Raw genomic sequence first — 12,255 nt, 5'->3', positions numbered from 1 at the left:
GGCCGAGTCCGGCCTCGCCGGTGGCACGGCGGGTCTTGTTCCCTCTCGGTCCCGATTCCTCACTCCCCGGCTTTGCGGTTCCAGTCGCGAACCATGTCGCGGACCCGGTCGAAGATCGCCAGGGGCGGGCCGGCCAGCAGGTTGGCGGCTGCGCTTTCTCCGCCGCTGGGGTGCGGGCGGGTCGGTGCGATGGCCTCCGCGGCGCGCACGAGCGTGGCCAGACGGGTCAGTTCCGTGCGGTTGCAGTGTTCGGCGAGGTGATTGAATTCCTCTTTCTCCTCGTTGCGTGCGTGCTCGATGACGTTGTGGGCGAATTCTTGGAATTTGGTGTCGAATTCGACGTTCTCCACGCCCAGTTCGTACAGTTCGGACAGCACATGTTTGGCTTGGTTCTCCTCGGCCAGACGGTTGTCGACGATGCCCTGATCGATTCCGGACCGCCGTGCGAAGGGGTGCAGGATCTCCTCTTCGGCGCTTTCGTGTACGGCCAGTAGCCGGACCAGGTCTTCGAATGGTTCCCGCTTGGCGGTGCTCTGGATCGAGGAGACACGATGGAGCAGCTGTTCGATCTGATCATGTTGTGCGAGAAGGAGTTCAATGACTGTGGCGTCGGTGTCGGTTGGCATCTCGTTCCTCTTCTGGTCGGGGCTGTGTGCGTGCGGCCTACCCACTGACAGGGTGCTCACACCATGGATTGAGGTGATCGCCAGAACGCGGTGTCCCGCGAACGCAAGTTCCCCGGTCGCCAGCCGTACCGTGCCGCAACCACTGGATCAGGAACGCCGGAACATGCATCGAGCCAGTGCGTTCCAGCAGCTGTGTGGCCGGGCGGCGACGGGCGATCACCCCGGTAGCGACGGCAGTCTGCCCGTCGCCGTCGCGAGAGCGCGTGCGATCCACGGGTCCGAAGAACCGTCGGACATCGCGCCCCCTTCGATGTGGCACCACAGATCGCCCATGGTGGTCGTTCAGCGGCATGAGCAGTACATCACCGCGCCGGGTGGAGAGGCTGAACTAGACACGGAGACAACAGAATCGGGGGAGCTTTGGCTGAGCTTCGGCCAAGGGGCCGGGTCAGTCCCGGCCCAGGGCGTGGGCCAGTTGGGACTTGTTCATCTTGGAGCGGCCCTCGATCTTGCGTTGGCGCGCTTCGTTGTACAGCTGGTTGTAAGTAGGCCCCTGTGCCCCCGAGTGGGAACGCTGCCCGCCGCGCCGCTGTGGTGAGATGTCCTTCACCGAGGAGCGGCTGGCGGTGCGCGCCTGCCCGGACTGGGCTCGGTTCTTGTTCACCGTCCGCGCGGCGATCTCCTTCGCGCGCCGATCGCCCGCTCCCCGGGACTTCTCCGAGTCGCGGATGTGCTGGTACTCGCGTTCCTGCTTGTCGGTCCACGCCTGGGGCATGACATACCTCCTCACACGGCGGAGCCCGCGGTTCGGGCCGCCTGGAACTAGAGCCGCCATACCCGCTCACTGCGGATCGACACATCGCATCCGGACTGGATTGCGGCGTGGCCGCGTCGAGATGCTCAGAGCTGCCGGGGCCTGATTCGCAGGTGAGCGTCTCGATGCGGAAGGCGGTGAGACTCGACGATCAGGGCAGGCCCTCGATGGCGGGAAGGTTACGGTCAGAAGTAATGGCGTCGACCTGCGACCGGCCGGCCCAACCCTCCGAGTAGGGCAAGGACCAGGCCGACGACGACTGCGATGATGCCCAAGGTCCAGAGGATGGGGATCCCGAAAATGAAACCGAGCACAAGCAGAATGATTCCGATGATGATCACTAGAACTCCTCAGACTGAAAAGTGTCAGCGGTAACCGTTTTGCGATCGGATACCGCTGGTGAAGTCGCTCCGGTACGTACGGGAACCGAAACAACGCCCGACGCAGCCAGCGTGCCGAGAGGCGCGTCCTTTGCCGAGTTCAGAATTGATTTCCGGCGGCCCTCGGCGCCGGTCTGCCTGCTCGGTGCGCAACCCGGCCGGCGGCACGGCCGAGTAAGATCTCCTGTGTTCGGTTAGCACGCTGACTACCTCTCTTGCGGATACAGCGCGCAATACCCAGATATTCGCGATCTAACGCGATTCATCAACGCTGCGAAGTTATGACGCGACCGTTTGATGCGGTGGGTCGCTAGGACCTTGCAGCGTGTGAGCATCGAGCCGGAATGGGTACCCCTTCAGGCTGAGACTACTCACGAGGCGCGGACGGTGTGGTTCGCCATCAGCTGAGCTGTTGCCAGCCAGCGGAAGGACGCAACGGTATGAGGATGGAGTTCGACAGCGGCAGCCTCGCGGCTACCGAAGAGTTTCTGAATCGGAACTACACGGCGATGCAGATCGGGAATGCGACCAAGGGCCCGATCCGCACCCACATCACGCGCGATGTGGTCGGAAAGGTCAGCCTGGACCGGCTGGATCTGGGCTTCGACATGCGCTACGACGCCGACCCGCTGGGCAAGATCTGCCTGTGCGGGGTGGAGACCGGCTCCATCGAGGAGGACTACCTCGATGAGAATGTCACCGATGTATTCGAGCCGGGCGAGGTCGGGATCCTCACACCGCCGCATCTGCCGTACTCGGGGGTCATCCACCAGGCCCGTTACACGATCACCATGTTCGAGCCGCACGAGCTGACTCGCGTCGCCTCGGTAGAGAACCCTGGCACGATGCCGGTGGCCTTGACCGGGCATCGCCCGGTGTCGGTAGCGGCGGGTCGGCGATTGAACTCGGCCATCGCACACGTACGGCAGATGGCGACCGAGTACGACGATGAGGTGCCACCCCTGGTTGCATCGGCGGCGACGCAGTATCTGGCAGCTGTCGTGCTCGGGGCGTTTCCGAACACCGCCGACGCCGTATCCGTGGTGGCCGATCGCACCGATGCCCATCCGGCTACGGTCCGGCGGGCAGTGGCGTTCATGGAATCGCGGATACGCGAGGACATCGCGGTCGCGGATGTCGCGGCGGCGGCGTATGTGACGGTGCGGGCCCTGCAACTGGCGTTCCGCCGGCATTTGGATACCACCCCGATGGAGTACCTGCGACGAATGCGACTGTGCGGTGCTCACGAGGAACTTTTGGCCAGTACCGCCGACGGCGGCGCCACCGTGGGGTCGATCGCCGCCGCCTGGGGGTTCGGGCACCCGGGCCGCTTCGCGGCCTGGTACCGCCAACTGTACGGACAGGCCCCGGGCACGACCCTGGCCGCGTGATGACTTCCCCGGCACGGTGAAGTTCGTCGATTCGCCCGAGGTGCTCAGTCCTTGGCGGGGATTCGTTCGTGGAGGGTGAGCAGGAGGTGGTCGAACTGGGACACGGTCGCCGTCTCGGGCGGCGCGATCGTTGGCAGCTCGGCGATGAGCTGTTCGGCCAAGTCGCGTAGTTTGACGTTGGTTTCCTGCGAACGCCAGATCAGGACTCTGAACGCCTGCGCGCTGGTAATCCGATACATGCGCATCAGCACACCTTTGGCCTGCTCGATCACCGCGCGTGCTTCGATGATTTCGGGCAACCGCTGACCGATGGCTTCTTGCCCGGCGTCGGCGATCGTGTCGGACAGGTCGATGTAGAACCCTGCGGTCCCGATCGGGTGGCCCTGGTCGTCCAGGATGCGGTCGGCCACGACCATCACCGAGTGCTCTATCCCGTGCGTGTCGATGAACCTATGGCGGCTGGAGAAGGGCTCGCCCTGGGTCTCGGAGCGAGCGATCGCTTCGGCGACGGGTTCGCGGTCGTCGGGATGTTTGTGCGCGAGTAGCAGTTCGGTGGTCGGCTCGATCTCGCCGGGCTCGTACCCGTGCATCCGGTAGATCTCCGGTGACCACTCCCAGCGATGGTTGGCGAACCAGAACCGGAAAGCGCCCGCTGGGGGCTGGTACCCGTCGGTTTGTTCCGGCAGCGTCAGTGGCGCCGGGTCGCCGGAAGCAGGAGTAGAAGCTGATTGCACCTTCTAATTATTCGCAAGAACGTCACCGGTGAGTGCAGCGGGTCCGGTTTGGACGCCGCGGCTCCTGGACATGCGCGGCAAACAGTGGCAAGGGCACCACGACCGTGACGACGCTCCGCCGATGGCCCCGTTCGGCAGCGCATGACAGAACAGCCCAGTTCCCGCACACCGCTTGGCTTTCAACATCCGCACGCCGCTGATCGGGAATTGTGGTCTGATCTCAGCCCTGATGGGAATCACGTGGCGAGAGGGCGGGCGCGGGGCACCACTGCATCACCGGGCGCTGCCCGTCCCGGTTGGCAGTCCGCAGTGTGGTTTCCATCAAGCCCAGCCAACTCCCGTCGGAGACGCGACTTCACGCGGCAGCAGGCCCGGTACCAGCCTCGAGTCGCCGAAGATGGTGGCGGGCGCGATGATCGGCGGCGCCACCGTCACCAGCGCCGGAACTATCATGAACTCCGTCATCGGCAGCTGAGCCGATCCGCTCGTGCCCGGTTGATCGAGCGCGAGCGGGTCTGCGGGCCGCTGCCCGGGTGCCGCCTCGGCCACGCGCGCTCAGCCGATGAGGTCGCTCGCATGAAGGTCCCGGTTGCGAGTATGTGATCAGGCTGTACGTCAGCATGCTCTGCATCTGCTGGATCTGCGTCGCGATGGTTCCGGCGCAGTTGGAGAATCTGTACCGCCCTGGCGAGGCGATTATGGATGTAACCACCTGTACACGCCCCCAAGCATGCCGCCGGATTCCGTTGATATGCAACGGAAAGCAGGATCGCGTTCGGTTGCGGTGGCGCGTGATGTGACGGTCGGTGGTCGGCAGCAGGGAAGTGCTGTGGGCTATACCTCGATGTGTGAGCCCATGATGATGGTGCGGTCGCGGGGGAGGGCGAAGTATTCGGCGGCGTCGGCGGTGATGTAGGAGGTCGCGATGAACAGTCGTTTGCGCCAGGGCGCCATGGTGGGCGCGCTGCCGCGGCGCAGGTCGATCTTCGACAGGTAGTAGGAGGCTTGGTCGAGGTTGAGGCGGCCTTCGGTGTCGGCGGGGTCGATCGTGGCGAGTGCGCTGGGGATGTCGGGGGTTTCCATGTAGCCGTAGCGGGCGGTGACGTGGGTGATGCCGTCGTCGCCGTGGCCGAGGTTGTCGACGGTGATTCGCTCGGTGGCGGGGACGCGCGGCACGGGTTCGGTCTGGATGGACACGATGACGATGTGCTCGTGGCGGACGTGGTTGTGTTCGACGTTGGCGCGCATGGCCAGTGGCGCGGTTTGCTTGCCGCGGTTGAGGAATACCGCGGTGCCGGGCACCTGAGTGGTGGGTGGCCTCCCGGCGGCGAGGTCATCGATGAATTCCTGCAGCGATCCCTCGCGGTGTTCGCGTGCGGCGGTGACGATGCGGCGGCCGCGCTGCCAGGTGGTCATGATGGTGAACGCGGTGAGGCCGATGAGCAGCGGCAGCCACGCGCCGTGCGCGAGCTTGGTGAGGTTGGCGGCGACGAACAGCAGATCGACGGTCAGCAGGGGGACCGCGCCGAGCGCGAGCAGCCACCACGGGGTGTGCCAGGTGATGTGGGCGACGTAGAAGAACAGCAGGGTGGTGATGGTGATGGTGCCCGTGACGGCCATGCCGAACGCGAACGCCAGCGCGGTCGAGCTGCGGAACGCGAACACCAGCGTCAGCACCGAGGCCATGAGCAGCCAGTTGATCCACGGCACATAGATCTGTCCGATCGAGGATTCGGAGGTGTGCGCGATCCGCAACCGCGGCAGGTAGCCGAGCTGGGCGGCTTGGGAGGCAACGGAATACGCGCCGGTGATCACCGCTTGGGAGGCGATCACGGTGGCCGCGGTGGCCAGCAGCACCATCGGCAACCGGCCCCAGCCGGGCACGAGCAGGAAGAACGGGCTCGAGATGTTGGCCGGGTCGTCCAGGATGAGCGCGCCCTGGCCGAGGTAGCTGAGGGTGCACGCGGGGAACACCAGGATCAGCCAGGCGCGGGTGATCGAGCGGCGCCCGAAATGCCCCATGTCCGCGTACAGCGCTTCGGCACCGGTGACGGCGAGCACGATCGCGGCCAGCGCGAAGAACGCGGTACCGAAATGGCCGGCCAGAAATCCCAGCGCGTACGTCGGCGACAACGCCTTCAGGATCTGCGGATGCACGGTGATCCCAGTGATACCGCAGACGCCGATGACGGTGAACCACATGACCATCACCGGCCCGAACATGCGGCCCACCGCGGCGGTGCCGCGTTTCTGCACCAGGAACAGTGCGACGATGATCACCGCGGTGATCGGCACGATCCACGCACTCAGCGTCGGCCGCACGACTTCCAGGCCCTCGACCGCCGAGAGTACCGAGATCGCCGGGGTGATCATGCTGTCGCCGAAGAACAGCGACGCCCCGAAGATGCCCAGCGCTGCCAGCCCGAGCGCGACACGGCGCCCCCGGGGCGCGCTCGATCGGCGCAGCAGGGTGATCAGCGCCATGATGCCGCCCTCACCGTCGTTGTCCGCGCGCATCGCCAGCAACACGTAGGTGACGGTCACGATGATCATGACCGACCAGAACACCAGCGACACCACCCCGTACACGTTGTTCGTGCTCACCGGCACCGGATGCGGGTCGCCGGGGGCGAATACGGTTTGCAGGGTGTAGATCGGGCTGGTTCCGATATCGCCGAACACCACGCCGAGTGCACCGAGGACCACCGCCGGGCGCACCGAATCATGCACTCCGGCATGGGGACTCGACGACGAGTGTGCGGCGGGCACGGGCTGGTTCGGGGGCACGGCGATCCTCCTCCGCGCGAGCTGCTGAGAGGGAACTCGCGCCTTGTGTGCCCGGACGATACCGTCCAACCAGTCCCACCTGCGCATCGCCGCTCTCGTCGCGGTCGTATCCAGCGGATTTCCGGCTATCGGGTGTCGGCATGTCTCGGCATTGGCTGTCCCGCCGCGGGGATCGCCAGCTCGACAATGCCTGCACGAGCCCCGCGCACCTGCCGTATGCCGAATCCCCATCGCGAACATGTCATGGATCCGCCTGGTCCTGGTGGCTACCGAAATCCGGTGTCAGGCACCGGATCAGCACGAATATGGCGCTGGATCCGTTGGCGCACACCGGCTCGGATATCCAGGCAGCGCAATTTCCGCAGGTGGTACAGCCCTGGTATCCCGACTCCTCGCGACGATCTCACATCACTGCCCGCTCGACATCACTGGCGGATCCAGCTCGGCGAGCGGTTCGGCGACCACGCGCGTGATCGACCACGGATCAGGCGTCACGGTTTGTGCCTCAGCGGCGTCGTCGCGCGGTGAGAGTGTGTGACTCCGGCCGTGAAATCGGGCATCGCTCAGGACGTAGCTCGCTCGAACCGGGCATCGCGACGTCCGTATTGGCTGGCCTGTCTGATTCGAGGTCATAGCCTTTGTTTATGTGCTGTAGAAGGGTGTAATCATCGGGGTATGGGAGCTGAGCGGCGCCACCGCGACGGTGTGGCAGCAGATGCTGGCGGACCGGAGCCAGGTCCGGCGGATCAGACGGAGTACGCTCAACGGGTGGAGCGGTTGCGCGATCGTGAACGAGTGCTTACACAGCGCGAGGAGGTCGCCGATGCCCGGGACAAGATCGCTGACCGGCGTGAGGTGACAGCGAACGCCCGCGATCAGATCGCTGACCGGCGTGAAGCGTCAGCAGATGCCCGCGAGCAGATCGCCGACCGGCGTGAAGCGTCAGCAGACGCCCGAGAGAAGCGGCTCGATGCCTGGCAGGAACGGCTGTCCGGTGACTCGCCGGAGAGGGATCCTGACACACAGAACGCCTGGGAGACGATCGAACGAGCGCGAGCTCTGGTTGCCTCCGGTGTGGGGCGCCTGGACCGCAGCACAGCCGCGTTGCTTCGCCGCGAGGCGCGAGAAGTCCGGCAAGAAGCCCAGAACGATCGCAATGTAGCCAACACACGTCAGCGCAGCGACGCTGTGACGCGGCGGCCCAACACCCGAATGCACAGAACCTGACCACAGCTTGGGCGCGGGCAACTCGTGAGCGCAGTGCCATAGCGTTGCCTACGCCTGAACGATCCGGCCTGCTGCCGCCATCAGCCCTGGCCGGTCGTGGGGTCGTCGCCCAAGGCACCCGGGTTGTAGGCCAGCAGCTCCCAGCAGTGGCCGTCCGGGTCGTCGACCGCTCGGTTGTACAGCCAGCCCATGTCCTGGGCCTCCCGTGGTTCGGTGGCCCCCGCGGCCAGCGCCGCGTCGGCCAGGCGGTCCACGTCCTCGCGTGACCCGGCGGCCAGCGCGTTGATCACCTCGATGGGACCGTCCGCGGTGTCTCGCTTGGTGAAGGTCGCGAACGTCTCGCGCGTCATCAGCTGCACCACGACCGCGTCGGCGAAGACCACCTGGGCGGAGGTGTCCCCGGTGAAGTCCAGGTTGATCGTTCCTCCCATCGCCGTGTACACCTTCTTGCTCGCCTCCAGGTCGGTGACCGGCAGGTTGACGTAGATCTGCGTGAATGCCATGACGTGTCTCCAAGGATGTTCGGTGTGCCGGGCGCTCCCGGCGGCACCACAAACCTAGGGGCGCACCTCGACCTCGGTCTTGTACAGGAGCGACAGCATCTCCTCGCCGTCGGCGCGACGTAGCTGGGAAGCGGTGCGGCCGGTGAACCTGGTCAACGAACGCGCCAGATGCGGCTGGTCGTGGTAGCCCGCTCGCTGCGCGACCTCGATCGCCGGCATCCCCTGCCGCAGGAGCAGGACGGCCTGCCTGGCTCGCTCGATCTGCCGGATCGCGCCCTGCGTCAGCCCGGTCGCCGCGGCCACCCGCCGCTGCACCGAACGCGGAGTGACCAACGTGGTCGCGTCACCACGGAGCACATCGGTGACCAGCGGATCACGCACCAGCAGTCCGGCGCGGACCAGCCGGTCCACGAAAACGTCGGCGTTGTCGTAGGCCGGGGTTTCCCACTCCTGGCCCTGCAGCACGAACGAGCGGGCCGTGGTGTGCGGACTCGACACCGCGGTGTCGACCAGCCCTGGCACCGGCATCGGGGCCAGGAACGCACCATGCCGGAAAATGATCCCGAACGTTTCGCCTGTACTCGGCCCCAGCTCCAGCACCGTGGGGCCGGTCTCGGGGCCGCGGACCGAAACATGCGTCACCCCGCGGTCACGCCACACAACGAGTTCCCAGTTCGAATTCGCCACGGACCGCATCCGCGCCGGCGTCACCCCGCTGCCCGGCTCAGCCCGATAGACCCGCTCGACATACGGGGAATCGCAGGGGCGCTGCTCGACACCACCGGCAGGTTCGAGGCTCACGGCCAAGAAACTAACATCAGCGGCCGTCCCGCCGGGGCGGCTTTGCGCAGCGGGCCCGCCGGGCCCGCCGGGCGGCACCCCGCCGCTGGTCGGTTCGGTGGTGGTGTCGATACCGACGTCGAGGGGCACGGCGTACCCGGCGGCGACGCTGCCGGTGACCGTTGGCAGCTGGGGCGCACTGACTGGGACCGCGTAGTTCACGATCGATCCAGAAGCGGTGCGCACCGTCCTTATTGGGCCGCGACGTATGGCCCGGGTCGATCGCTCCCGAGCGGACCTCGAGCATTCCTTGCCCGCTTCGCATGTCGGTCAGGGCATCTCGCGCTCGTCGGGCAGTTGGCCCATGTGGTGCTGTTCGGTCGTCAGGTTTCGGTGGTTCGTTGGCGCGCCGCCGACCGTGAGCGGGGCCTGGCGCACGGCGGGGATTCTCCCGGATTCCAGGTTCCTGACCTTGGCCGGATTGTTGGTCAGCAACTGGATGCGGGTGGCGCCGAGGTCGTGCGGTATGGCGGCGGCTGGGAGACGGAGCGTCGGGTCATCGGCGGCCGGGTGCTGCTGCTGTGCGAGTTCGCAGATGCCGAGAAGCGGCCGCGGAACGGTGGCGAGTCTTCACCAGCTCCGATCCGTTCGGGGTTGTCGAGTACCTGGAATCGTTCACCGTCGAAAGCCGTATGCATGTGGTTTCAGTTGAATCTGGCCGAATACAGCCAGGTCTCGAAGTCCGGGTTTCGTAATCGGGGAGATCGGCATCACTATTCTGAACCCATCTGCGCTGTCGGATGATTCCTGCCTGGCTCGAGCCAGCAAGCGACAGCATTCCAGTCGGCAGAAGTCATTCCTGTCCGAGTACCTACCTCGGCGCGGGCGGAGAAATGCGCGCATCGGCACCGACCGATTGTCGGTAGCGACTTCCTCTCACACAGAAGGCACTGAATGTAATCCATTGGGTGATCCGATTCGATCTGGGCGGATGGGCTTGGGCCCGTTACGAGGTCCACGCCGTTGTGGACCGTCATCGGCATCGTTGCCGGACGGCGGGATGTCGAGCACCCACCTGAAACGGGCATTCGGGAAGTAGTGGGTCGGCGTGCGGGTCTGACGGTCTGTCGGGGGCACCGCCCATCGGAGCCCCAAGGGCGCCGAATTCCTGACCGTGTGCGTGGTCTCACGATCCCGTCGAATGGCACCGGCGATATGTGGTTGCGGCGGAATGAGTTTTGTCCAGAAGTCGTCGCGTACTGCGTCCCGCAACCTGTTCATTTCCGGAAGGAGTTCTCGTGCTCGTGCGAGATCCGGAAAGTCCTCGGGGCCGAAGGATACGATCGGCGTGGAACCGGATGTCTCGTGGACGGCGACGATGGAGATCAGGTGCTTCTGAAATAAACGCCATGTCGCGTACAATCCGTCGGCTTCGGTTCGTTGCGCATCATACATGTTCTGCTTCCAATTCGTAAAGTTTGTTCCTGAGCGTTTTCGACCATTGTCGACATCGCCCCTGATTCTTACTGCACGAATACTGTCTGCCGTGCAGAACGTAATTCCGCACCCGCTCGACCGAACTCCGCTCACCCGCGGTACGTGTGGGCAACCAATGCCGAACGCAGGTGCCACAGCCCGCTCGCCTGGGTGGTATCGAACCCTGTGAGCTGACCGATTCGCTTGAGCCGGTAGTCCACCGTGTTGGTGTGTACGTGCAATAGGTGTGCTGTGTGCTGGCGGTTCAGGTTGTGTGCGATGTGGACCTGCAGCGTCTCCAGCAGTTCGGGATGCTTATCCAGCGGATCGAGCAGCGACCCGAGATGTTCGCGCCCGGGGCCGGGGCGAGTGAGCTGGTATTCCAGAGCCAGGTCGTCGAAGTGATACAGACCTGGTGCCGATCCCAGCCTGGCGACGATGTCGAGCAGTTCGTGGGCTTGATCCGCGGCGGTGGGCACGGTGTCGGTAGCTGCGGTGACCATCGTGGCGGTGATCGGCACGCGGCCTGCCCGCGACAGATGCCCGAGGAGTTCTTCCAGAGCGCCCTCGGTGATGTGCGCGGCGGGAATGAGTAGAGTGCCGCCGTCGGTCGACAGCAGCGACAGCACGGTGTCCTCGCAGCGAATGGCCAGTTCTGCCTGCACGCGCCGGAGTTTGCGGCGGGCAACGACTTTCGCATCCAGCGTCGGGTTGGACTCGTCCGGGTGGGAAGGAATAGCGAGGGCTATTACGCGATAGCGGTCGGCGATGTCGATGCCACACTCGCGGGCCATGGTGGAGGTGGGGTGCCCCCCGAGCAGCGCCGAGGTGAGCGTATGCACCGCGGTGTGGTGCTCCGACACGACCGCGCGCAGTTCGCGTACATAGGCCACCGAGACCACCGTGGTCATGGTGTCGAGCATCTCGACGACGAGTTTGGCTCCATCGAGAATGCTTTGATAGTCCGTCGTGCTGGGGCTGAGCACCGGCTCGGCGTTGGCCGCGCCGGAGGAGCGCTGTTCGGCCAAGGCGGTGGACACCACCAGGTCGAAGCCGATCTTGAAGCCCTCGTGGATCGCGTGGTGAATAGTACCGATGGGCACGCCTTCGCGAGCCCATTGAGCCGCAGCGTCCTCGAGTCGCCCGGTCTTCTCCGTGATGTTGCTGCCATCCAGCATGCTGACTGCCAGTTCCAAGCACACGCGGGTGATGATGGTGATGTCGCCGTGGATCGCGTCACCGGGCAAGGTGCCGCAGGGGGCGACGGTTTTGACGAAATGACCGACCATCCGCCGTGACAGCCCCCGCACGTCTTTCAGCGGCAGCGACATCGGCCGACCGGATACAGTGAGTCCATGCTGGTGTGGAGGGGTGGCAGACATGGTCCAACTTCTTCCTTCCCTCCCCGTTAACTGGGCTATTGCACGAGCGTAGCCAGCTCACGACTCACGAGGAAGATTTGCTTCGAGTCACGTGACGTTTAGGAGGAGCGGCGAACAAGCGATAGTGATCGCTCACAATGATGGTTCCACCAAGC

The 12,255-nt window shown here is 65.2% G+C and carries 12 protein-coding genes; 2 read left to right on the top strand and 10 right to left on the bottom strand.

The window, feature by feature from the left end:
• Positions 1 to 59: 59 nt before the first annotated feature.
• The 3 genes from K7711_RS28345 to K7711_RS28335 form a co-directional block, all read right to left on the bottom strand.
• Complete coding sequence (locus K7711_RS28345) at positions 60 to 626, bottom strand: hemerythrin domain-containing protein (RefSeq protein ID WP_222972491.1); 567 nt, start codon at positions 624 to 626, stop codon at positions 60 to 62.
• Between the two features lie 448 nt (positions 627 to 1,074).
• A complete protein-coding gene (locus K7711_RS28340) occupies positions 1,075 to 1,401 on the bottom strand; it encodes a plasmid stabilization protein (RefSeq protein WP_222972490.1) in 327 nt (108 codons plus the stop codon).
• Between the two features lie 224 nt (positions 1,402 to 1,625).
• On the bottom strand, positions 1,626 to 1,781 hold the full coding sequence (locus tag K7711_RS28335) for a DUF6131 family protein (protein WP_222972489.1): 156 nt from the start codon (positions 1,779 to 1,781) through the stop codon (positions 1,626 to 1,628).
• Positions 1,782 to 2,260: 479 nt separating this feature from the next.
• Between K7711_RS28335 and K7711_RS28330 the strand changes: the two genes are divergently transcribed.
• On the top strand, positions 2,261 to 3,211 hold the full coding sequence (locus tag K7711_RS28330) for a helix-turn-helix domain-containing protein (RefSeq protein ID WP_222972488.1): 951 nt from the start codon (positions 2,261 to 2,263) through the stop codon (positions 3,209 to 3,211).
• Positions 3,212 to 3,255: 44 nt separating this feature from the next.
• On the opposite strand, the gene K7711_RS28325 is transcribed toward K7711_RS28330, so the two are convergent.
• From K7711_RS28325 to K7711_RS28315, 3 genes are all read right to left on the bottom strand, one after another.
• On the bottom strand, positions 3,256 to 3,945 hold the full coding sequence (locus K7711_RS28325) for a PAS and ANTAR domain-containing protein (protein WP_372460200.1): 690 nt from the start codon (positions 3,943 to 3,945) through the stop codon (positions 3,256 to 3,258).
• A gap of 321 nt (positions 3,946 to 4,266) precedes the next feature.
• Positions 4,267 to 4,494: a hypothetical protein gene (locus K7711_RS28320; protein WP_222972487.1), complete on the bottom strand. Its 228-nt coding sequence runs from the start codon at positions 4,492 to 4,494 to the stop codon at positions 4,267 to 4,269.
• A 285-nt stretch (positions 4,495 to 4,779) separates the two neighbouring features.
• A complete protein-coding gene (locus K7711_RS28315) occupies positions 4,780 to 6,675 on the bottom strand; it encodes a potassium transporter Kup (RefSeq protein WP_308014988.1) in 1,896 nt (631 codons plus the stop codon).
• An 852-nt stretch (positions 6,676 to 7,527) separates the two neighbouring features.
• Between K7711_RS28315 and K7711_RS28310 the strand changes: the two genes are divergently transcribed.
• Positions 7,528 to 7,959, top strand: coding sequence for a hypothetical protein (locus K7711_RS28310; protein ID WP_222972485.1), 432 nt, complete (start codon positions 7,528 to 7,530; stop codon positions 7,957 to 7,959).
• Between the two features lie 80 nt (positions 7,960 to 8,039).
• Here K7711_RS28310 and K7711_RS28305 read toward each other — a convergent pair whose 3' ends face one another.
• From K7711_RS28305 to K7711_RS28290, 4 genes are all read right to left on the bottom strand, one after another.
• The gene (locus K7711_RS28305; protein ID WP_222972484.1) at positions 8,040 to 8,462 is read right to left on the bottom strand and encodes a VOC family protein; all 423 of its coding nucleotides are present in this window, start codon (positions 8,460 to 8,462) and stop codon (positions 8,040 to 8,042) included.
• A gap of 54 nt (positions 8,463 to 8,516) precedes the next feature.
• Entirely contained in the window at positions 8,517 to 9,464 is a 948-nt protein-coding gene (locus tag K7711_RS49030) for a helix-turn-helix domain-containing protein (protein WP_308014982.1), read from the bottom strand.
• Positions 9,465 to 9,572: 108 nt separating this feature from the next.
• Positions 9,573 to 9,737: a GTP cyclohydrolase II gene (locus K7711_RS49370; protein WP_372460199.1), complete on the bottom strand. Its 165-nt coding sequence runs from the start codon at positions 9,735 to 9,737 to the stop codon at positions 9,573 to 9,575.
• A 1,091-nt stretch (positions 9,738 to 10,828) separates the two neighbouring features.
• A complete protein-coding gene (locus K7711_RS28290; protein ID WP_235747883.1) occupies positions 10,829 to 12,049 on the bottom strand; it encodes a PucR family transcriptional regulator in 1,221 nt (406 codons plus the stop codon).
• Positions 12,050 to 12,255 lie beyond the last annotated feature (206 nt).

This window comes from Nocardia coffeae (genome assembly GCF_019890715.1).
GTDB classification, from domain to species: Bacteria; Actinomycetota; Actinomycetes; order Mycobacteriales; family Mycobacteriaceae; genus Nocardia; species Nocardia jiangxiensis.
Note: the sequence above shows the minus strand (reverse complement) of the source record. Positions and strands in the feature narration are given on the sequence as shown.